Annotated in this window: 20 protein-coding genes and 1 pseudogene; 2 read left to right on the forward strand and 19 right to left on the reverse strand. The window is 67.3% G+C overall.

Annotated elements, in window-relative coordinates:
- Positions 1 to 44: 44 nt before the first annotated feature.
- The 14 genes from tolB to aspS form a co-directional block, all read right to left on the reverse strand.
- Entirely contained in the window at positions 45 to 1,364 is a 1,320-nt protein-coding gene (tolB, locus tag DL544_RS16150) for a Tol-Pal system beta propeller repeat protein TolB (protein ID WP_005418511.1), read from the reverse strand.
- A gap of 282 nt (positions 1,365 to 1,646) precedes the next feature.
- Positions 1,647 to 2,702, reverse strand: a complete 1,056-nt coding sequence (gene tolA / locus DL544_RS16155) for a cell envelope integrity protein TolA (protein WP_005418512.1) — start codon at positions 2,700 to 2,702, stop codon at positions 1,647 to 1,649.
- The gene (tolR, locus tag DL544_RS16160; protein ID WP_065196677.1) at positions 2,692 to 3,120 is read right to left on the reverse strand and encodes a protein TolR; all 429 of its coding nucleotides are present in this window, start codon (positions 3,118 to 3,120) and stop codon (positions 2,692 to 2,694) included. Before tolR ends, tolA begins: the two co-directional genes overlap by 11 nt.
- 24 nt (positions 3,121 to 3,144) lie before the next feature.
- Complete coding sequence (gene tolQ / locus DL544_RS16165) at positions 3,145 to 3,924, reverse strand: protein TolQ (protein WP_005410752.1); 780 nt, start codon at positions 3,922 to 3,924, stop codon at positions 3,145 to 3,147.
- A gap of 10 nt (positions 3,925 to 3,934) precedes the next feature.
- Positions 3,935 to 4,366, reverse strand: coding sequence for a tol-pal system-associated acyl-CoA thioesterase (ybgC, locus tag DL544_RS16170; protein WP_005418514.1), 432 nt, complete (start codon positions 4,364 to 4,366; stop codon positions 3,935 to 3,937).
- Positions 4,356 to 5,396 carry a Holliday junction branch migration DNA helicase RuvB gene (gene ruvB / locus DL544_RS16175; RefSeq protein WP_005418515.1) on the reverse strand — a complete coding sequence of 347 codons (1,041 nt, stop codon included), beginning with the start codon at positions 5,394 to 5,396 and terminating at the stop codon, positions 4,356 to 4,358. Before ruvB ends, ybgC begins: the two co-directional genes overlap by 11 nt.
- A gap of 126 nt (positions 5,397 to 5,522) precedes the next feature.
- Complete coding sequence (locus DL544_RS16180; protein WP_032954420.1) at positions 5,523 to 7,442, reverse strand: potassium transporter Kup; 1,920 nt, start codon at positions 7,440 to 7,442, stop codon at positions 5,523 to 5,525.
- Between the two features lie 49 nt (positions 7,443 to 7,491).
- Positions 7,492 to 8,085, reverse strand: a complete 594-nt coding sequence (ruvA, locus tag DL544_RS16185) for a Holliday junction branch migration protein RuvA (protein WP_005418517.1) — start codon at positions 8,083 to 8,085, stop codon at positions 7,492 to 7,494.
- Between the two features lie 13 nt (positions 8,086 to 8,098).
- Positions 8,099 to 8,620, reverse strand: a complete 522-nt coding sequence (gene ruvC, locus DL544_RS16190; RefSeq protein WP_005418518.1) for a crossover junction endodeoxyribonuclease RuvC — start codon at positions 8,618 to 8,620, stop codon at positions 8,099 to 8,101.
- Between the two features lie 105 nt (positions 8,621 to 8,725).
- Positions 8,726 to 9,457, reverse strand: coding sequence for a YebC/PmpR family DNA-binding transcriptional regulator (locus tag DL544_RS16195; RefSeq protein WP_005418519.1), 732 nt, complete (start codon positions 9,455 to 9,457; stop codon positions 8,726 to 8,728).
- 175 nt (positions 9,458 to 9,632) lie between these two features.
- Complete coding sequence (locus tag DL544_RS16200) at positions 9,633 to 10,265, reverse strand: esterase/lipase family protein (RefSeq protein ID WP_032954421.1); 633 nt, start codon at positions 10,263 to 10,265, stop codon at positions 9,633 to 9,635.
- 75 nt (positions 10,266 to 10,340) lie between these two features.
- Positions 10,341 to 10,862: a GNAT family N-acetyltransferase gene (locus DL544_RS16205; RefSeq protein WP_049415346.1), complete on the reverse strand. Its 522-nt coding sequence runs from the start codon at positions 10,860 to 10,862 to the stop codon at positions 10,341 to 10,343.
- 30 nt (positions 10,863 to 10,892) lie between these two features.
- Positions 10,893 to 11,213, reverse strand: coding sequence for a hypothetical protein (locus DL544_RS21335; RefSeq protein WP_005418522.1), 321 nt, complete (start codon positions 11,211 to 11,213; stop codon positions 10,893 to 10,895).
- Between the two features lie 16 nt (positions 11,214 to 11,229).
- Positions 11,230 to 12,981: an aspartate--tRNA ligase gene (aspS, locus tag DL544_RS16210; RefSeq protein ID WP_065196678.1), complete on the reverse strand. Its 1,752-nt coding sequence runs from the start codon at positions 12,979 to 12,981 to the stop codon at positions 11,230 to 11,232.
- Between the two features lie 157 nt (positions 12,982 to 13,138).
- Here aspS and DL544_RS16215 point away from each other — a divergent pair, with 157 nt between their 5' ends.
- Positions 13,139 to 13,885: a DUF3011 domain-containing protein gene (locus DL544_RS16215; RefSeq protein WP_139727533.1), complete on the forward strand. Its 747-nt coding sequence runs from the start codon at positions 13,139 to 13,141 to the stop codon at positions 13,883 to 13,885.
- A gap of 133 nt (positions 13,886 to 14,018) precedes the next feature.
- Here the strand turns inward: DL544_RS16215 and DL544_RS16220 are convergent, their stop codons facing one another.
- The 4 genes and pseudogenes from DL544_RS16220 to blaL2 all read right to left on the reverse strand — a co-directional run bounded on the left by DL544_RS16220 (position 14,019) and on the right by blaL2 (position 18,608).
- On the reverse strand, positions 14,019 to 14,660 hold the full coding sequence (locus DL544_RS16220; RefSeq protein ID WP_053501011.1) for a hypothetical protein: 642 nt from the start codon (positions 14,658 to 14,660) through the stop codon (positions 14,019 to 14,021).
- A gap of 59 nt (positions 14,661 to 14,719) precedes the next feature.
- Positions 14,720 to 16,275 (reverse strand): annotated as a pseudogene (locus DL544_RS16225) (hypothetical protein).
- A gap of 104 nt (positions 16,276 to 16,379) precedes the next feature.
- On the reverse strand, positions 16,380 to 17,609 hold the full coding sequence (locus DL544_RS16230) for a cation:proton antiporter (protein WP_065178906.1): 1,230 nt from the start codon (positions 17,607 to 17,609) through the stop codon (positions 16,380 to 16,382).
- An 84-nt stretch (positions 17,610 to 17,693) separates the two neighbouring features.
- A complete protein-coding gene (blaL2, locus tag DL544_RS16235; RefSeq protein ID WP_005418531.1) occupies positions 17,694 to 18,608 on the reverse strand; it encodes a L2 family extended-spectrum class A beta-lactamase in 915 nt (304 codons plus the stop codon).
- A 173-nt stretch (positions 18,609 to 18,781) separates the two neighbouring features.
- On the opposite strand from blaL2, the gene ampR reads away from it, so the two are divergent.
- Complete coding sequence (ampR, locus tag DL544_RS16240; RefSeq protein ID WP_053501019.1) at positions 18,782 to 19,648, forward strand: LysR family transcriptional regulator AmpR; 867 nt, start codon at positions 18,782 to 18,784, stop codon at positions 19,646 to 19,648.
- A 78-nt stretch (positions 19,649 to 19,726) separates the two neighbouring features.
- Here ampR and DL544_RS16245 read toward each other — a convergent pair whose 3' ends face one another.
- Positions 19,727 to 21,592, reverse strand: a complete 1,866-nt coding sequence (locus tag DL544_RS16245; RefSeq protein WP_139727536.1) for an ABC-F family ATP-binding cassette domain-containing protein — start codon at positions 21,590 to 21,592, stop codon at positions 19,727 to 19,729.
- Positions 21,593 to 21,756: the final 164 nt, after the last annotated feature.

The raw sequence follows: 21,756 nt of genomic DNA on the forward strand, positions 1-21,756 counted from the left end.
TAAGCCGATGAGGGGTTCAAGACAACGAAAATATTAACACTCTTTTAGCGCTGGGTACGGTATGGGGACCATGCCGGTTCGCGCACATCACCGTCAGCCAGGACCAGGCGCTGGCGAACCCGCGCATCGGCCGAAACGGCATACAACACACCACGGCCACCTTCGCGGGCGGCGTACAGCACCATGCTTGCGTTGGGCGCAAAGCTCGGCGATTCATCCAGCGAACCCGGGGACAGCGTGCTCCAGCGCGGCGAGCCCAGCGAGCTGTCCATCATCGCGATCTTGTAGCTGTTGCCCGAGCCCTGGGCGACGGCGATCTTCTTGCCATCGTAGGACACCGACGGCTTGGCATTGTAGTTGCCCTGGAAGGTCACGCGCTCGGCGCTGCCGCCGCCGGCACCGACCTTGTAGACCTGCGGACGGCCGCCGCGATCGGAGGTGAAGTACACCGCGCTGCCGTCCGGTGCCCAGGTCGGCTCGGTATCGATGGCGAAGTGGTTGGTCAGCTGGGTCAGCTGCTTGCTGCCCAGGTCCATCACGTAGATTTCCGGGTTACCGGAGCGCGACAGGGTCAGGGCCAGCTTGCGGCCGTCCGGCGAGAACGCCGGGGCGCTGTTGATGCCGCGGAAGCTGGTGACCAGCTCGCGCGCACCGGTACCGATGTTCTGGATGTAGATGGCCGAATTGCCACGCTCGAAGCTGACGTAGGCCAGCTTGCTGCCATCCGGACTCCACGACGGCGACAGCAGCGGCTCGGCCGAGCGCACGATGGTCTGCGGGTTGAAGCCATCGGAATCGGCCACCATCAGCGCGTAGCGCATGGCGTCGCCCTTGCCACTGGCGGTCACGTAGGCGATGCGGGTCCAGAAGGCGCCGCGCACGCCGGTGATCTTTTCGTAGATGGCGTCGGCCATCTGGTGGGCAACGTCGCGCATGGCATTGCCACGGGCGGTCATCGCCAGGCCCAGCAGGCGCTCGCCCTTGGGCACGTCGAACAGTTCGTACTCGACGCGGTAGGCACCGGCACCGGCATCAAGCACGCGGCCGACCACGATGTAGTTCTGCTTCAGCGCGCGCCAGGTCGCGAACTGGATATCCCCTCCCCGCACGGGCTTCTCGACGATCTGCGCTTCCGGCAGCGTGCGGAACTGGCCCGAACGCTCCAGGTCGGCACGGACCACGCCGGCGACGTCGGTCTGCGGAGCGGCCGACGAACCCTGATAGGGCATCGGCACGATGGTGATCGGCAGCGCGGAGGCATTGCCGCCGATGATGTCGATATCCAGCCCCTTCTGCTGCGCGACGGCAGCAAAGGGCAGCAACAGGGCCGCAAACACGGCAAGCCAGCGAGGCATCTTTTTCATGGAGCGCTCAATAAGGGGAAACCGGAACGAGGGATAACAAAGCGGGAGTGAACCGCTTCGCAATCATGAACCAAGGGTACGTGAATTCCGGGTCAGTTCCAGCCCGTCTTCTCACGCACCGTTAACGTCGTGGCTAACATCGCACCGTCTGCCCTGGTCACGCCGCCCCGGAGGACGGCGTTCGACAGCAGCCCACAGCCTGCCCGGTCGAAACCGAGCACACCAGAGGCAAGCGCGACAACCGTGGGCAGGAGTGGCCCGAGCCCCCCTGCCCTGCCCGCCTCAGCGATCCTGGGCGGTAAAGGTGAAGTTGAGCGTGCGTGCGAACACGGACTCGAAGCCACGGTACGGCAGGGGCTGCGCGTTGAGCACGGCGGCCTCGATCGAACGCTTGCCGGCCTCGTCGTAGGGGCAGTTCGGGCTGACCTTGGCCTGCATCACCGTGCCACCCGGAATCTGGGTGATGGTGATCTGGCAGCGCTGGCCCAGCGGCACCGTATCCGGGCGCACCCACTGCGACAGCACCTTGGCCTGGATCGCCGCGGCGTACTTGGCCGAAAGATCATCGCTGTTGCCACCGCCACCGGCGGCCGGCTGGGACGCACCGCTGGCTCCGGCGGCGGCACTGCCCGCGGCATTGCGCGCGGCGGCGACCTGGCGCAGCTTCTGCTCGGCCAGCTTGGCTTCCTTTTCGGCCTGTTCACGGCGGGCACGGATCTCGGCGATCTTCTTCTGCTTCTCGGCCTCGGCCTTGTCCGCGGCCTGGCGCGCCTGATCGGCCAGCTTCTTCTTCGCGTCTTCTTCCTGCTGCTTGGCCAGGCGCAGCTTCTGTTCCGCTTCTTCCTGGCGCTTGCGTTCGGTCAGGTCGATCTGTTCCTGGCGGCGCTTGGCTTCCTGTTCCTGTTTCGCCTTCTCCTGCGAGATGGCCAGCGCGCTCACTGCTTCCTGGTCCTTGGTATCCGGCTGCGCGACGCGCTCCTGCGCCTGTTGCTGCTGCGGCGTGGGGGCGTCCTGTGGGCGCGGCTCGGGAATCGGCTGCGGCGGCGGAACGGTGTCTTCCGGCACCGGGATCGGCTCGGCCACCGGCGGCGGCAGGTCCTCCAGCTTTTCGGACTGACGCAGGGCCTGGCGGGCGGCGGACGCCTCGGACGCGGACAGCGCCAGGCTGGCCTCCACCGACGGATCACCGGCGGCGGCGTCGGTGTTGCGCTCGGGCGACCAGAACCAGGCCACGATGAAGACCAGCGCGACCAGCAGGTGCACCAGCAACGCCAGCGCCAGGGGCAGGCCCCAGCCGGGCTCGCGCTGCTGTGGAGGTGGCAGGGCGTCAGCGTGCATCGGTGGCCAGGCCTACCTTGTCTACCTTGGCGCGCTTGATCACATCCATCGCGGCGATGACCTTTTCATAGGCCACGGTACGGTCGGCGGCGACAATCACGCGCACGCCCTTGTCCTGGGCGGCGATGCCGGCCAGGCGGCCTTCCAGTTCCTCGGCCGACACGGCGGTCGGCTCCTTGGCGTCGGGCAGCTTCAGGCTGAGCTGGCCGTCCTGGCGCACCGAGACGATCACCGGGTCCTGCTTGCTTTCCAGCGCCTTGGCGTTGGATTGCGGCAGGTCGACGTCGAAGCTCAGGGTGAGCAGCGGCGCGGTGACCATGAAGATGATCAGCAGCACCAGCATGACGTCGATGTAGGGAACGACGTTGATTTCCGATTTCAGCTTGCGGCGCTTGCGGCGACCGATGGCAGCGGACATGGCTTGGACTCCCGGGTCAGGCGCTTACTCGTCGCCAGCGCTCTGGCGCTGCAGGATGGAGCTGAACTCTTCGGCGAAGGTCTCGAACCGCACCGACATGCGCTCCACGCGGGTGGTGAAGCGGTTGTAGGCCCACACCGCCGGGATCGCCACGAACAGGCCGATGGCGGTGGCGAACAGGGCTTCGGAGATACCTGGCGCGACGGCGGCGATACCGGCCTGCGCACCGCTGCTGATCATGTCGTGCATGGTCACCATGATGCCGAACACGGTACCGACCAGGCCCACGTACGGGGCAGTCGAACCGATGTTGGCCAGCAGTTCCAGGTTGCGCTCAAGCTGGTCCACTTCGCGGGTGTAGGTGGTGCGCATGGCACGCTGCGCGCCTTCCAGCTGCGCACGGCCATCCAGGCGGCGCTTGTCGCGCAGGCGGGTGTACTCGCGGAAACCGGCTTCGAAGATGGCTTCCAGGCCGGTCACGCTGCGGCTGCGGTCGGTGGCGGCGCTGTACAGCTTGCCCAGGTCGGCGCCGGACCAGAAGCGGTTCTCGAACTCGTCGGCTTCGCGGGTGGCCTGCTTGAACACGCGGGCCTTGCGGAAAATGATCACCCAGCTGACGAACGAGCCGACCAGCAGCAGCAGCACGATGATCTTCACCGGCAGGCTGGCCTTGGCCATCAGCTCGAGGTAGTTGATGCCGCCGCCGGTGGTGGCCTGGGCAAGGGTCTGTGTCGCGGCGTTGCTGACGTCGGCCGGCAGTGCCTCGGTGACCGTGGCCTGCAGGGCCAGGAGCGTTGCGATCATCCGTTGTTCCTCAGTGTTCGGATTCGGGGTGGAGGTGGGGTTGCAGCATGGCAAGGACGGCCTCGTCCATGCCACGCGGGCGGAAACTGGCCGCTTCCAGTGCGGCGATGCGGACCTGGGCCGACAGCAGCAGCTCGCCGTCGCGCAGGATCTGCTGGTCGAAGACCATGCTGGCCTTCTTCAGCTGGACCAAGCGGGCGCTCACCTGCAGGGTGTCATCCAGCCGTGCCGGCCTGATGAAATCCATCTGCATCGAACGCACTGCGAAGACCATCCCGTGCTCGGCGCGCATGCGCTCCTGGCCGTAGCCGAGCGCACGCATCCATTCGGTCCGTGCCCGTTCCATGAAGGCGACGTAGCGGGCGTGGTAGACCACGCCGCCTGCGTCGGTATCTTCCCAGTAAATGCGTGTCGGCCAACTGAATAGTGGCTCAACCGACATCGGGAACCTCCGCGAACAGGTCCTGCGGCGGGTTCTTCGGCTTCAGGCCCATGTGCCGGTAGGCCTTGTGGGTGGCCATGCGGCCGCGCGCGGTGCGCACCAGGAAGCCCTGCTGGATCAGGTACGGCTCGACCACGTCTTCCAGCGTGCCGCGCTCTTCGGACAGCGCCGCGGCCAGCGATTCGATGCCGACCGGGCCGCCGTCGAAGTAGTCGACCAGGGTCTTGAGCAGGCGCCGGTCGAGCTCGTCGAAGCCCTCCGGATCAACCTTGAGCATTTTCATCGCGGCCTGTGCCACGGCCTCGTCGATGTGGCCGCCCGCCTTCACCTGCGCATAATCGCGCACGCGGCGCAGCAGGCGGTTGGCGATACGCGGGGTGCCGCGCGCGCGGCGCGCGATCTCGCCGGCGCCATCGGCGGTGCAGTCGATGCCGAGGATGGTGGCCGAGCGGCGCACGATCCGGGTCAGCTCTTCGACGCTGTAGAACTCCAGCCGCTGGACGATGCCGAAGCGGTCGCGCAGCGGCGCGGTCAGCAGGCCGGCGCGGGTGGTGGCACCGATCAGGGTGAACGGCGGCAGGTCGATCTTGATCGAACGGGCCGCGGGGCCCTCACCGATCATGATGTCGATCTGGAAGTCTTCCATCGCCGGGTACAGCACTTCCTCGACCACTGGCGACAGGCGGTGGATCTCGTCCACGAACAGCACGTCGTGCGGCTGCAGGTTGGTCAGCAGTGCGGCGAGGTCGCCGGCCTTCTCGATCACCGGGCCGGAGGTCACCCGCAGGGCCACGCCCAGTTCGTTGGCGATGACGTGGCTGAGCGTGGTCTTGCCCAGGCCGGGCGGCCCGAAGATCAGCACGTGGTCGAGCGCGTCGCCACGCCCCTTGGCCGCTTCGATGTAGATCTCCATCTGCTCGCGCACCGGGGCCTGGCCGAGATAGTCGGCCAGGCGCTTGGGGCGGATGCTGGCGTCGGCGGCGTCATCCTCGCGGGTGGCGCCGGCGCCGATGATGCGGTCGTCGGTCATACCGTGATTATGCGGTAAATGGTTGCATTCCGGGGCCGGAAGCACGGTAGTGCCGGCCGCTGGCCGGCAACCCCATGAACACCGGTGGTGCGGCGGATGCCGGCCAGCGGCCGGCACTACCAGACCTCAGATCTCGACCTGGGCCCCGAGTTCGACCAGGCGGTTGCCGGGAATGCGGAAGAAGCCCGTGGCCGGCGCGGCGTTCCGGTGCATCAGCGCGAACAGCTTGTCGCGCCAGATCGGCATGCCGCGGTTGGCGGTGGCCACGATGGTTTCGCGGCTGGCGAAGAAGGTGGTGTCCATCGGGTCGAAGTAGATGCCACCGTGGTCGCACGAGCGCATCAGCGCCAGTGGCACGTCCGGGGTCTCCATGAAGCCGAAGCGCACGTAGACGCGGTAGAACTCGTCGCCCACCGATTCGATCTTCAGCCGCTGCCCTTCCATCGCATACGGGATCGGCAGGGTCTCCACGTGCAGGAACACGTTGCGCTCGTGCAGCACCTTGTTGTGCTTGAGGTTGTGCATCAGCGCATGCGGGGCCACGGTCGGGTCGGCGGTGAGGAACACTGCAGTGCCCGGCACGCGCACCGGCGGTGCCAGCATCAGCCCAGGCAGGAAGGTATCGAGGCGGATGCCGTCCTTGCGGATCTCATCGCGCAGCAGCTCGCGGCCACGGCGCCAGGTCCGCATCATGGTGAACAGGAAGATGCCCAGTACCACCGGGAACCAGGCGCCCTGAAGCAGCTTGGCACCATTGGCGATGACGAAGCCGAGGTCGATGATGAAGAACACCACGCACAGCGGCAGGATCCACTTGCGCGCCTTCGGCCACAGCGACCGGGCCACCAGGGCCAGCAGCAGGGTGTCGATCAGCATGGTGGCCGACACCGAGATGCCGTAGGCCACTGCCAGGTTGGACGAGCTGCGGAAGGCCAGCACCAGGCCGATCACCATTACCGCGATGCCCCAGTTGATGCCTGGGATGTAGATCTGGCCGATGGTGTCGTGCGAGGTGTGCTTGATGCGCATGCGCGGGATGTAACCCAGCTGCATCGCCTGGCGCGAGACCGAGAACGCACCGGTGATGACCGACTGCGAGGCAATCACCGCCGCCATGGTGGCCAGGATGATCATCGGGTACAGCGCCCACGGCGGCACCGCCTCGAAGAACGGGTTTTTCAGCGCCTCGGGGTGGTTGAGCACCAGTGCGCCCTGCCCCAGGTAGTTCAGCACCAGGCACGGCAGCACGAAGAAATACCAGGCGTGGCGGATCGGTTTGGCGCCGAAGTGGCCCATGTCGGCGTAAAGCGCCTCGCCACCGGTCACCGCCAGCACCACTGCGCCGAGGATGAAGATCCCATGCCAGCTGTGCTCCATGAAGAAGCGGATCGCCCACCAGGGGTTGAACGCCTTGAGCACTTCCGGCGCATCGACGATGTTGTAGATGCCGATCGCCGCCAGCGAGATGAACCAGACCGAGGTGATGGGGCCGAAGGCCTTGCCGATCTTCTCGGTACCGAAGCGCTGCGCCGCAAACACCATCAACAGCACCACCACCGTGATCGGCACGATGAAGGCATGCAGGCCCGGCGCGGCCACCTCCAGGCCCTCCACCGCACCCAGCACCGATATCGCCGGGGTGATCACGCCGTCGCCGAAGAACAGCGAGGCACCGAAAATGCCGAGGATGCCGACCACGTAGGCCGAGCGCGAGCCGTTGCGCAGCGTGCGCTGGGTCAACGCCATCAGCGCCATGATGCCGCCCTCGCCGTCGTTGTCGGCGCGCATGATGATGGTCACGTACTTCAGCGTGACCACGATGTTCAGCGCCCAGAACGCCAGCGACAGCACGCCCAGCACGGTGTCGTGGTCGCTGTTGAGCCCGTAGTGTGGCGAGAACGCCTCCTTCAGCGTGTACAGCGGGCTGGTACCGATATCGCCGAACACCACGCCGATCGCACCGATGATCAGCGCCATGCCTCCTGCTGGAGGGGCGTGACCGTGGCTGCCGGGGGCAGCTGCGTGCGGGGTTTGACTGCTGGACATGGGACTCCTGGCGACGCTCAGGCGGTTCGTTGAAGGAAAGGGACGCGGCTCAGCGCAGCGCCGACTGCAGCGCCTTGCGGATCACGGTGGCCACTTCGTCGCCTTCGTTGAAGGCGTCGCGGGCCATGCGTGCCGCTTCGGCCGGCTTGTAGCCCAGCTGCTGCAGGGCCACGGTGGCATCGGACAGCGGGTCGGCCGGGGCCGGGCCGCTGCCGGTGGGCAGCGCGCCGCCGGCACCGAACTGGGCGGCACGGTCACGCAGTTCCAGCACCATGCGCTCGGCAGTCTTCTTGCCGATGCCGGGAATGCGGGTCAGCGCGGTGATGTCACCGGCCTGGACCATGCGCGCGAACTCCTCGACGGAAACGCCGGACAGCACCGCCAGCGCGATCTTCGCGCCAATGCCACTGACCTTCTGCACGTCGCGGAACAGGCGCCGCTCCCCCTCGCGCAGGAAGCCGTACAGCGAAACGCTGTCTTCCTTCTGCGCGTAGTGGGTGTACAGCGTGACCTCGCGGCCGAGCTCGGGCAGGTCGTAGAAGGTGCTCATCGGCGCCTCCAGTTCGTAGCCCACCCCGTTCACGTCCACCACCAGCCACGGCGGCGCCTTGTAGGCGACGATGCCGCGCAGTCGACCGATCATTGCGTGCAGCTCCTCATTTGCGGCCCCACGCCTGGCGGGCACTGAGCCCCAGGCGGTTGGCCGTTGCCCGTACGTGGGCATGGGTGATCGCCACCGCCAACGCGTCGGCCGCGTCGGCCTGCAGCTTGGTTTTCAGGTTGAGCATGAGCCCGACCATGTGTTGAACCTGTTGCTTTTCGGCGCCACCACGGCCAACCACGGCGAGCTTGATCTCGCTGGCGGCGTATTCGTGCACCGGCAGGTCGCGCAGCACCACGGCCGAGATCGCCGCGCCCCGGGCCTGGCCCAGCTTCAGCGCCGAATCGGGATTGCGGGCCATGAACACCTTTTCAATGGCCACTTCCTGCGGCTGGTACTCGCGGCACAGGTCGGCCAGGCCCAGCACCAGCAGCTTCATGCGCTGCGGGAAGTCGTCGGCGCCCAGCAGCACCAATGGCTGGTGGTGCACGTAGGTGACGCGGCCGGCGGCATCGACATCGATGATGCCGACCCCGGTCCGCTGCGAACCGGGGTCGATGCCGAGGATGCGGGTCATGCTGCACTCCTGGCGGGGCGGAACGGGATGCGCTGGCAGGCGTAGGGGCTCATGACTGTCCGCGGTGACCGTTCAACGGCCCGCGCCCAGGCCGTCGAAGACGGCTCAGGCGTAGGCGTCGGCGCCGAGTTCGGCGTTGGAATACACGTCCTGCACGTCGTCCAGGTCTTCGAGCATGTCCAGCAGCTTCTTGACCTGCAGGGCGACGTCGCCTTCAACCTTGATGTCGTTGTCCGCGCGGAAGGTGATCTCGGCGTGGTCGGCGACATGGCCGGCGGCGGCCATCGCATCCTTCACCGCGTTGAACGCGTCAGGGCTGGTGACCACATCGATCGAGCCGTCATCGGGGTAGACCACGATGTCATCGGCACCGGCCTCAATGGCCGCTTCGGTGATGGCTTCCTCGTCGGCCCCTGCGGCGAAGCTGAGCACGCCCAGGCGCTTGAACATGAAGGCCACCGAGCCCTCGGTGCCCATGTTGCCACCGCACTTGCTGAACGCATGGCGGACGTCGGCCACAGTGCGCACGCGATTGTCGGTCAGGCAGTCGACGATCACGGCCACGCCACCCGGGGCGTAGCCCTCGTAGCGGACTTCCTCGTAGTCGACGCCTTCCAGCTCACCGGTCGCCTTCTTGATGGCACGCTCGATCACGTCCTTGGACATGTTCACGGCCAGGCCTTTGTCCACGGCCACGCGCAGGCGCGGATTGTTGTTGGGGTCGCCTCCACCGCCGCGCGCGGCAACGCCGATCTCGCGGATGATCTTGGTGAAAATCTTGCCGCGCTTCGCGTCGGACGCGTTCTTGCGGGCTTCGATGGAGGGGCCTCTACCCATGGGTGCTACCGTCTGGCTGCTTCAGGATCAAGGCGCGGATTCTACCTGATCGGGCGCTGCAACCGTGTCTAGGCCCGTATTGTTGTAGAGCCGAGCCAATGCTCGGCTCAATGGGCCCGACGGAATGCAGCCGAGCATGGACTCGGCTCTACAGGGCGGCCCTGCCTTCCCGCCCCTATGCCGCCGCCGCGTCGCGGCTGTGGTCGAACTTGCCATGACGCAGGAAATGCGCGGTCTGCCGCGCGGCGTCGGGCGACACCACCAGGCCGCTGTGGCTGGTGCGGACCACGCAATGGTCGGCCAGGCCCGGCAGCCGGGTCTCGGCCAGTGCCACGGTGCCATCGGAGGCATCGTCGATGGCACCCAGCAGGCTGCCCAGCCCGTGCGGCACCGAGCCGGCAATCAGGCCAACCTCGGCCCTGCCCTGCCAGTCCGGCAGGCCATCGAGCAGCAGCTCGCTGCTGCGTCCCAGCGCCAGGCCCCAGCCGTGCTCGGACAACGAGCGTGCGGTGCCACTGCCGCGCAGCGGTGAACCCAGGCAGACCACCCGCTGCACCGGCAGCTGCGGATTGCGCCGCAGCGCTTCCAGCGCCAGCAACCCGCCCAGGCTGTGGCCGACCAGCGACAACGGCCCGGCGTCGGCCAACCGTTCCAGCAGCTGGGGCACCGCCACGTCGGGACCACCGAACACCGAGGAGTAACCGAACGCATGCACCTGGAAACCACGCGCGCGCAGGCGCCAGGCCAGCGGCCCGACCCAGGCGCGGGCATTCCAGATGCCATGCAGCAGCAATACGGGGGGAGTCATGCAAACAGCCTGGCGGTCAGCGGGGCAGGAACGTGAGGTGATTGAACACGCGCGCGCAGCAAGCGGCGGTGAATGTCAGGCCGCGCGCGGTGCGCGGCGCAGGATGAATTCAAGATCGTTGGTATCGCCAACCGGGAACAGGTACTCGCCGGCCTTCTCGAAACCATAGCGGGCGTAGAAGCGTTGCGCGCCGAAGTTCTCCGACCACACGCCCAGCCACAGCGTGCGCGGGCCTTCGCGCTCCAGCCAGGCCAGCGCGGTTTCCAGCAGGCGGCTACCCCAGCCGCAGCTCTGCTGCGTCTTGATCAGGTACAGGCGCTTGAGTTCGCCGTCACCGGGTTTCACATCCGGATGCGGCAGGCCACAGGGGCCGGCGGCGGCATGGCCGACCGCTTCCCCATCCAGTTCCAGCAGCCACACCGCGTAATCGGGGTGGGCCAGGATCACGCGCTGGCGCTCGACCGTGTAGGCCTCCTCCAGGAAGGCCTGCAGGTCCTGCGGCGGGTACAGATGGCCGAAGGTTTCGGTGAATGTGCGGGCGGCCAGCGCCGACAGGGTCGGCGCATCGTCCACAGTGGCGCGGCGGATCGAATACATGCAGGAAGTTGACGCCAGGGCGAAGCGGGGTCAAGCCTTTTCAGGCGACTCCGCTTCTTCTTCCTCGTCCTCTTCCTCGTACTCTTCTTCGTCCTCGTCGTCTTCTTCCTCGCCTTCCTCGTCCTCGTCGTACTCTTCCTCTTCGTCGTCCTCGTAATCCTCGACGCCGAAGTCTTCACCGTCCCAACGGCCTTCGCCGTCGGCGACGAAGGTCAGGGCCATTGCCGCCGGGTTGGTACCGACGCGGACCAGCCAACCACCGAACACACGTGCACGCTCGGTGACCAGGTTGGCCTCGGAGCCTTCATTGCCCAGCTTTTCCCACTCCAGCGAAAACGCAAACTCGGTCATTGCCTGGATCTCCTGATCAGTTGGTCTTGGGGCGAACCTGGATGTGCACTTCGGCCAGCTGCGCGTCGACGATCGGCGACGGCGCGTCGGTCATCAGATCCTGTGCACCGGTGGTCTTCGGGAACGGGATGACGTCGCGGATCGACTCGGTGCCGGCCATCAGCGCGGCGATGCGGTCGATGCCGAAGGCGATGCCACCGTGCGGCGGCGCGCCGTAGTTCAGCGCGTCGAGCAGGAATCCGAACTTGGCACGGGCCTCTTCGGCGCCGATGCCGAGCAGCTCGAACACTGCGCTCTGCATGTCCGGACGGTGGATACGGATCGAACCGCCGCCGATTTCATTGCCGTTGAGCACCATGTCGTAGCCGCGCGAGACGGCGGTACGGGCGTTGGCGCGCAGGTCGGCGATGTCATCCACGGCCGGTGCGGTGAAGGGGTGATGCAGCGCGACGTAGCGCTGTTCTTCCTCGTCCCATTCGAACATCGGGAAGTCGGTGACCCACAGCGGCGCCCAGCCATCGGCGACCAGGCCGAAGTCCTTGCCGGCCTTCAGGCGCAGCGCGCCCATGAAGTCGGAGACCTTGTTGTAGCCACCGGCACCGAAGAACACGATGTCGCCGTTGCCGGCGCCAACATGGGCGACCAGCGCAGCGAAGGAGGCCTCGCTGAAGAACTTCTGGATCGGCGAGCTGACCTCGCCGTTGTCGGCGATCTTGATGTAGGCCAGGCCCTTGGCGCCGTACTTGGCAGCGTGCGCGGCGTACTCGTCGATCTGCTTGCGGCTCAGCGCTGCACCGCCCGGGATGCGCAGCGCGGCGACGCGGCCTTCGGCATCGTTGGCTGGGCCGGTGAACACTGCAAACTCGCTGTCCTTGACCAGTTCAGCCACGTCGACCAGCTCCAGCGCGATGCGCAGGTCCGGCTTGTCCGAACCGTAGCGACGCATCGCCTCGGCCCAGGTCATGCGCGGGAAGCTGGCATCCAGCTGGATGTCGACCACTTCCTTGAAGATGGCGCGGATCATGTCTTCGACGAAGTCCTGCACGTCGCGCTCGCGCACGAAGGCGAATTCCATGTCCAGCTGGGTGAATTCCAGCTGGCGGTCGGCACGCAGCGCTTCGTCGCGGAAGCAGCGCGCGATCTGGTAGTAACGGTCGAAGCCGGCCACCATCAGGATCTGCTTGAACAGCTGCGGGCTCTGCGGCAGGGCGTAGAACTCGCCCGGGTGCATGCGCGCCGGCACCAGGAAGTCGCGCGCGCCTTCCGGGGTGGCCTTGGTCAGGATCGGGGTCTCGATGTCCTGGAAGCCCTTCTCGTCCAGGTGGCGGCGCAGGGCCTGCACCAGCTTGATGCGGGTGCGCTGCATGCGCTGCATTTCCGGACGGCGCAGGTCCAGGTAGCGGTACTTCAGGCGGGTTTCCTCGCCCGGGTTCTCGTGGGCGTGGAACGGCAGGGGCGCAGCCTTGTTCAGCACAGTGATGGCAGTGGCGATCACTTCCACCTTGCCGGTGCGCATCTTGTCGTTCACCGCGTGGCGGGCGCGCACGACGCCCTCCACCTGCAGCACGTCCTCGTAGCCCAGCGAAGCCGCCACGGCGAACACTTCGGCGTTGTCGACCTCCACGGTCACCTGCACGATGCCTTCATGATCGCGGAGATCGATGAAGCAGACGCCGCCCTGGTTACGGGCCACGTCGGTCCAACCGGCGAGGGTGACAGTCTGGCCAATCAGGGTCTCGTCGACCAGGCCGCAGAAGTGGGTACGCATTGGGGGAAGCTCCGCTGGAGAACGCCGGCACCGGATGGGGGCCGGAAAGCCTCGTATTCTGCGGCCGAGGCCCGGCCGGGGCAAATCCGGCCAGTCACACCGGCTTGATCATCCCCCTCCCTATAGTCAGGCACCTGCCACCGTATGGGATGCCGCCATGAATCCGCTGTCCCTGGCCCGCCTGGCCGTGACCCTGAGCCTGGGCACCATCGCCACGCTCGCCCTGCCCTCCGCCCCGGCCGCCGCGCAAAGCGGGGTGATCCGTTGCGAGAGCCAGAACAACCGAGAACGCGTGTGCAACACAGGCTGGCGCAATGCGCAGCTGGTCCGCCAGCTGTCCGGCAGCGCCTGCGACGAGGGCCGCACCTGGGGCAGCCGCAATGGCAGCATCTGGGTCACCAACGGCTGCCGCGCCGAATTCGTCGAGGCCCGTGGTGGCTGGGGCGGCGGCAACGGCGGTGGCTGGGGCGGCAACAACGGCCGGCCCGGCGAAACCATCCGCTGTGAGAGCCAGAACAATCGCGAACGCAGCTGCCCGGTCGGCTGGCGCAATGCCCGCCTGGTCCGCCAGCTGTCCGGCAGCCCCTGCAACGAAGGCCGTACCTGGGGAGTGCGCAACGGCGCGGTGTGGGTCAGCAACGGCTGCCGCGCCGAATTCGCCGAAGCTCGCGGATGGGGTGGCGGCGGGGGCGGTGGCTGGGGCGGCGGCAACAGCAACTACTCCATCACCTGCAGCAGCAACAACAACCGCACGCAGAACTGTGACTGGGATGAGCGCCAGGGCCGGCCGGTGCTGCAGCAGCAGCTGTCCGGCAGCGCCTGCCAGGAGGGCCGCAGCTGGGGCTACGCACGGGGCCAGGTGTGGGTGAGCAACGGTTGCCGGGCGCGCTTCGGTACGCGTTGAGTTACGGGGTCGGATCCCTGGCCAGCGGCCGGGGCTCTGACCCGACCAGGTATCCCGCTTCCACGCATGGCGCGGATCTACTGGGGGTCTTTCCGGGGGCGGAGCGCTTTACAGGAGGCATCCGACCCCGCGATCACGGTGCGGGCGCTTTGTCGTCACCCCACGGCGGCGGCGGCAGATCGACCGGCTTGCTCAGGTCGAACTTCACGCGGAAGCGGCGGCCGTCCGGGCGGCCCAGCTCGTAGACGAAGGTCTGGTCGGGGTCGATCTCCATCGCCCAGGTGTTGTGCGTGGAGGCCAGCATGTCGGCACGACGGAACATCGCCACCGAATCGGAGTCGGCCGGGAACTGCTGGCGCTCGGCGGTGCCCGGTGGCGTGCTGTCGCCGCCATAGAGGGTGATCGCATCCGCGCTGCCATCCTGATGGCGATGATCGTGCTTCAGGCGCAGGCCGTTTTCGGTGCGGGTCAGCACCCAGGTGCGCGAGTGGTCATCCCCCACATGGAAGGGAATCCGCAATTCATGGGCAGGATCGGCACAGCCGCGCACATGCATGACCAGGCGCTGCCCGGCGAACGGGTCCTTGCCGGTCGGCGCCGGCGTGTCCTCCACCACCCGGCCTTCAAAGGCCTGGCCGCAATGCGCGGCGATGGCGGCCATGAAGGCATCGGCCGGTGCGGTCGCCAGATCATGGGCGACCGTATCGGAACGCTGCGAGCAGGCAGCGAGGCTGAGCAGGAGGGCGGAAGCGGCAACAACGGCAGGCAGTCTCATGCCCCAACCCTAACGACCCGGGCCGGTGCGCGCAAACCGCGCTGACCGGCCACGTCACGTCAGGGGTGCAGCCAGACCTCGCAACCGCCCACGTCCTGCTTCTGGCCACCGGCGGCATAGCGCCGGGTGATCTCGGCCAGCCATTGCACGCGCTCGGGGCTGCTGCCCACCTGGTTGGGGCAGCTGACCAGCGCGGCCAGCGGCAGTCCCCCCAGTGCTGCGTCATCTGCAGCCAGCGATGCGAGCACGTCGTCCGATGCCCAGTCCGGAATCATCACGGCGCGGCGGCCGGAGAAATACGGCAGCTCGGAGGACCAGTCCTGACCGAACGCGACCACCACGCCCTGCGCCGGGGTGCCGGTCCGGATGGCCTCGGCGATCTGCAAAACCGGTGTCGGCTCGCGCGCTTCCTTGATGTCCTTCAGCGACTTCACCAGGCCAAAGCCCACCGACAGCACGCACAGGAAGATCGCCAGTGCAACGCCACGGCGCGGCTTGCCCGCCGCTTCGGCCGCCAGCACCGTCGACCACAGCACCAAGCCGATGATCGACGTGGCGAACACGATATTGGCCGCCTGGTAGTAGGGATGGGCGATGTGCAGGTTGGTGAAGACCAGGAACGGCGCCAGGTAGGCCAGCAGCAGGATCCCCACCGCCGTGCGCGTTCGCTTCTGCCACAGCCCGGCGATGACGAAGACCAGGAAGATCCAGTTGGAGCCGATCGCACCGGAGAAGCGCTTCTTGAACACCGTGCCCCACCAGGTAGCCGGATCCAGGCGCTGCTGCAGGGTGCCGTAATTCCAGGTGGACAGTGCATCGGAGGTGATCTGCCGGCCCAGCGCCGACTGCGCCTTCAGCGCATCGGCATGCTGCAGCCACAGGCTGAGCGTGGCCAGCGCGGCAAGCGCGGACAGACCACCCCAGAACAGCAGCTGCCAATGCTGCTGCAGCCACCGCGGGCGCCAGCCGTGCTCGTGCAGGGCCAGCCACAGGAAGGCCAGCGCAACGAACGCGGCAAAGCCGAAGAACGAGGTGACCTTGATGGCCGCCGACAGCACCGCCGCGACGATGGCGACCAGGCCCACCCACACGCGCGGCTGGCTGCGCAGGCGTGCCATCGCCCAGACAAAAAGCAGGCCGAAGAACACCGCGCTGGACTCCATCATCACCGAGCGCCCCCAGAACTGCGCGTACGGTGAGACGGCGAATGCGCCGGCCACGCACAGCGCCAGCGTGCGGTCAGGGCGCCATGCCAGCAGCGTGCGATAGACCAGCCAGATGCAGCCGGCATGGAAGACGGTGGAGACCAGCCGCCCGCTGTTGTCGGCACTCATGCCGGTGACGCTGGACAGCAACGCCGCCAGCCACTGGTAGAACGGGAACTCGAAGGGGATCGACCAGGGCGCGCCCAGCACCGGGGTCACGTAGTCCAGCCAGGGCCCGCCACGTAGCAACCAGTCGATCGACAGGGCAGTCTGCGTCTGCCGGAAACCGGAGGCATCGACCGGGGCATCGACCAGCTGCAGCCCAGCAGGACCAGCAGCGCGATTGCCGAAAACCACAACAGGATCTTGCCCGGCAACAGGCTGCGGTCTGGGTTGCTTTCCTGGGTCACGCCTGTTGCTCCTGGCTGTGGCCGCCCACGGCAGGGCGCGCTTCACGGGCGCGCAGTGTCTGTGTTGACGCGCGGGAGTGCAAGCCGCTGCACGCGGCTGCGGCTCAGCCCAGCGGTGGCAGCGGCGCCTTCGGCGGCTCGGCGTGGCTGACTTCGGTGGCCGCGACCGGTGCGGCCTCGCCCTCGCCCGCCGGTTCCTGCTCCACCGGATCGACGTCGAACGGCGTGCGAAACACCAGCGACGGCAGCAGCGTGGTCAGTGCGGCGTACAGCAGCAGCGCGCCGAACAGCACTGCGGGTATCTGGAAGCGCTCGCGCATGATCGCCGCCAGCACCAGGGTGAAGATCAGGGTCGGGGCCAGCGCCAGCGAGACCCGCAGGCTGCTGCGGAAGCTCTCGCCGAACATCACCCGGCGCTGCAGCCAGACCACGCCGATGCGCAGCGGCAGCACCACCAGGGTGATCACGATGCCCAGCCCCAGCGCCTCGAAGCTCAACGCTTCGCTGGGCACCTTGGTGCCCGCGTTGAAGAAATAGAACGGCACGAAGAACGAGGCGAACAGACGCAGCGCGTGCAGGTTCTCGTGCGAGGCCAGCAGCGGCATGCGCTGGTGCAGCAGGCGCGCGACCAGGCCGGCAATGAACGCGCCGACCAGGTAATACACGCCCAGCAGGTAGGTGATGTAGGCCGCCACCATGCCGACCATCACCAGCAGCGAGAACTCCGAACCCGGCGCGTGCGGCGCCACCCAGCGGCCCAGCGCGATGAACAGCAGCGGCAGGCCGACCATCATCGCCAGCAGCGCCAGGCTGGACAGCGCCATGTGGCCCGGATCGCCGGCCTGCAGCACGATGAACAAGGCAGCCAGCGCCAGCAGCTCACCGGCGATGGCCTTGCTGGTCACCCAGAACCGTTCGTCCTCACTCAGGCCCAGCCGCGACAGCGAGTCCATGATGAAACCGGTGGAGGGCGTCAGCAGCGCCAACGCCAGCAGCCCGGCGGCCTGCCACGGCAATCCTGCGTAACGCCAGGCCAACCAGCCGACGCCGAACAGCGTGCCGGTACGGATGACCAGATGTGCCAGCAGCGGCCACATTCCCCGGCGCAGCGCCTGCAGATCCACTTCCAGGCCGGCGAACAGGAACAGCGAGGAAATGCCCAGGGTGGCCAGCAGTCCGATCACCGCATCATGTGCCTGATCTCCCAGCCAGAGCATGCCGATGATGCCGAACAGCAGGCAGGTCAACGGGGCAGGCAGGCTGAAACGCTGCAACGCGCGTGGGATCACCAGCAGCGCGAAGATCAGCAACAGGTAGATCAGTTCATGGCTCATGGGGTCTTCCGTGGGGTTGGAACGCGCGCAGGATGCGCGCGCTGAACCGATCCGGCAAGCCATTTTCGAATGACCCCGGTTACCTCATCCGATCATCGCGTCGGCCAGCGCCCCCACCCGTGCAAGCACCGCTGCGCGCTGATCGTCATCGACCGACGCGCCCTGCAGATAGGCGGTGACCACCCACGCTGCGCCGCCCGCATGCGGCCACAGCACGGCAATGTCGTTGCGCGTGTCATCACCGTTGCTGCCGGTCTTGTCCCCCACCCGCCAGCGCTTGCCCAGCCCGGCGCGCAGGCAGGCATCGCCGGTCTGGTTGTCGATGAGCCAATCAGTGAACTGCTGGCGCGATGCCGGCTGCAGGCCATTGCCCACCGCGAAGCGGGCCAAGCTGGTGGCCATCGCGGCCGGGCTAGTGGTATCGCGCGGGTCTCCCTTCGCGAACAGATTCACGTCCGGCTCGTTGCGGTCATTGCGGGTAACGCTGTCGCCCTGCCCGCGCAGGAATGCCGTCAGCGCCGACGGCCCGCCCACCACCTCCAGCAGCAGGTTGGCCGCCGTGTTGTCGCTGGTGGTCAGCGTGCCCCGGCACAGATCGCGCACCGTCAGGTCCTTGCCCACATGGCGGCGCGCCACCGGGGCGTAGGACAGCAGATCCTTTTCGGCGATGGGCACACGTGTGTCGAGCGAAACGCGGCCTGCATCGGCAAGGCTCAGCACATGGGCAACCAGCATCGACTTGAACGTGCTGCACATCGGGAAGCGCTCGTCCTGACGATGTCCGCCGATGCGACGGCCGTTACCGGTGTTCAGCACGGTGACGCCCAGACGGCCACCGCTGGCTTTCTCCAGCGCGGCGAAATCGGCGGCGCCGGCAATGGCGGCGTTCGCGGCGGATATGCCGGACGATGGGGAAACAGCTCGCGCCAACGCCGGGGCAAGCAGCGAGGAAGCAACAGCAGCACCACTGAACTGCAGGAATCGGCGACGGGCGAGCATAGGGTTCTCCTGGTGACCGCTCGATTATTGGCGCTTCCCCTGCAGCCGACCAGCGCGAAGAATCAAGGCAAGCCATAAGTTGAACTCATGCCTGTCGTAATCAACTTGTTGAGATTTACGAAATTCCTTATTGAACGGTAGGATCAGCCATCACCCTGGCTCACGGCTTTCCGATGCTGCACCCGACCCTGCCGCTCAACGCGCTGCGTGCTTTTGAAGCCGCCGCCCGCCATCAGAACTTCACCCGTGCCGCGCTCGAGTTGTGCGTCAGCCAGGCCGCGCTGAGCCACCAGATCCGGGGTCTGGAAGACCGGCTCGGCATCCGCCTGTTCCATCGCCTGCCGCGCGGCGTGGCGCTGACCGATGAAGGCGCAGCACTGTATCCGGTGCTCAACGAATCGTTCGAACGCATCTCGGCCAGCATCGCGCGCTACACCGGCGGGCCCGCCCGCGAAGTGCTGACGCTGGGGGTGGTCGGCACCTTCGCCACCGGTTGGCTGCTGCCACGGCTGGCCGCATTCGAGGCCGCGCATCCGGACATCGAGCTGCGCCTGCAGACCCACAACAACCGCATCGACCTGGCCGGCGAGGGGCTGGATCTGGCCATCCGCTTCGGTGATGGCGACTGGCAGGGCCAGGCCTGCACGGCGATCCTCAATGCGCCCTTCGCGCCGCTGTGCGCCCCGGCATTGGCGCGGCGGCTGAAGCAGCCGCGCGACCTGGCCACGCTGCCGTTGCTGCGTTCCTATCGCAGCGACGAATGGCCGCGCTGGCTGCAGGCGGCCGGCGTCAGCGGCGTGGAAGCACGTGGGCCGGTGTTCGATTCCTCGCTGACGGTGGCGATGGCCGCCGCCGGCGGTGCCGGCGTGGCCTTGCTGCCGCTGCGCATGTTCGAGCAGGAACTGGCCGAAGGCCGCCTGCTGCAGCCGTTCGGCACCACGCTGGAGCTGGGCCGATACTGGCTGACGCGGCTACGCTCGCGCGCCGAGCGCGAGCCGGCCAAGCGCTTCCGCGAGTGGCTGCAGGCGCAGGGCGCGTAGGCAGTGCCGGCCGCTGGCCGGCAATCCCTTGATCGTTGTGGGCGCATCGCGCTGCCGGCCAGCGGCCGGCACTACCGGTCAGGACTCGAGCAGTTCCATCCAGGCCGCTTCGGCCTTTTCCAGCTGCGCGGCAGCGGTTTCGCGGTCACGGCCGATCACCGCCATGCGGCTGGCATCGGCATAGTTGGCCGGGTCGGCGAGTTGGCGGTCCAGCTCGGCCAGCACACCTTCCAGCTCGGCCACCTTGGCCTCGGCGGCGGCCAGCTTGTGCGGGTTCACGGGCTTCTTCTGCACCACCTGTGCCACCGGGGCGGTCTTGACCACCACCGGCTCTTCCACCTGCTCCATGCGGGCCTTCGTGCCCTGCGCCTGCGGACGGGTGCGCAGCCACGCGGCGTATGCATCCAGGTCACCGTCGAACGGCTCGACCACGCCATCGGCCACGCGCCAGTAGGTATCGCAGACCAGGCCGATCAGGTGGCGGTCATGCGAGACCATCACGATTGCGCCTTCGAAGGTGGCCAGCGCTTCGGCCAGCGCTTCGCGCATTTCCAGGTCAAGGTGGTTGGTCGGTTCGTCCAGCAGCAGCACGTTCGGCTGCTGCCAGGCGATCAGCGCCAGCGCCAGGCGCGCGCGCTCGCCACCGGAGAAACCATCGACCGGCTCGAACGCACGGTCGCCGGGGAAATTCCACTTGCCAAGGAAATCGCGGAACGACTGGTTCGGCGCATCCGGCGCAATCTCGCGGAAGTGCTCCATCGGCGACTGGCCTTCGTGCAGCGACTCCACCGTGTGCTGGGCGAAGTAGCCGATCTTCAGGTCCGGGTGCGCCATGCGCTCACCGACGATCGGCGCCAGTTCACCCACCAGGGTCTTCACCAGGGTGGTCTTGCCGGCGCCGTTCGGGCCGAGCAGGCCAATGCGCTGGCCCGCTTCCAGGCCGAAGCCGACGTTGTGCAGGATCACTGCGTCCTGGCCATAGCCGGCCTCGACGTGATTCAGGCGGATCAGCGAGAACGGCAGCTTGGCCGGCGGCGCGAACTCGATGCGGAACTCGCGTTCGGCGCGCACCGCTTCGGTGCCGGCCAGCTTGGCCAGGCGCTTCATGCGGCTCTGCGCCTGCGCGGCCTTGCTGGCCTGCGCCTTGAAGCGGTCGATGAAACTCTGCAGGTGGGCACGCTCGGCCTGCTCCTTCTCGTGCGCGATCTGCTGCTGGCGCAGCTGTTCGGCGCGCTGGCGCTCGAAATCGGTGTAGCCGCCCGGGTAGAGCTTGGCGCCGCCGCCGTGCAGGTGCAGGGTGTGGGTGGCCACGTTGTCGAGGAACTCGCGGTCATGCGAGATCAGCAGCAGGGTGCCCGGGTACTTCAGCAGCCACTGTTCCAGCCAGTACACCGCGTCCAGATCGAGGTGGTTGGTCGGTTCGTCGAGCAGCAGCAGGTCGCTGGGCATCATCAGCGCGCGGGCCAGGTTCAGGCGCACGCGCCAGCCACCGGAGAACGAGGACACCGCGCGGTGGTGGGTCTCGGCCGGGAAACCAAGGCCGTGCAACAGCTTGCCGGCGCGCGCTTCGGCGTCGTAGGCGCCCATCTCGGCCATCTTCGTGTGTGCGTTGGCCACCGCCTCCCAGTCTTCGCGGGCGGTCGCCTCGGCCTCTTCGGTCAGCACCGCGGCCACCTCGGTATCGCCGCCCAGCACGAAGCTCAGCGCCGGGTCCGGCAGCGACGGGGTTTCCTGGGCCACGCTGGCGATACGGACCTTGCCGGGCAGGTCGACGTCACCCTTGTCGGCCTCCAGTTCGCCCTTCACCGCCGCGAACAGGCTGGATTTGCCAGCACCGTTGCGGCCGACCACACCTACCCGGTAACCGGCGTGCAGGGTCAGGTCGACATTGGACAACAGCAGCCGCTCGCCGCGGCGCAAGGCGAAATTACGAAGGGAGATCATCGGGGAAGGGGTCCATATAACCGGATGGAATGTGCTGGTGAGCACTGTTCCTGCGACGCAATTCTAGCGTTAACGAATACTTGACGCGTCCCGGGATGCGCAGTGGCCGACGTTCCTCTCTCCCACGTCCTCGCCGCGCGCGTCCCGGGTCTCCTCCCCGCCGA

The sequence above is a fragment of the Stenotrophomonas sp. pho genome, assembly GCF_006228405.1.
Lineage (GTDB): Bacteria > Pseudomonadota > Gammaproteobacteria > Xanthomonadales > Xanthomonadaceae > Stenotrophomonas > Stenotrophomonas sepilia.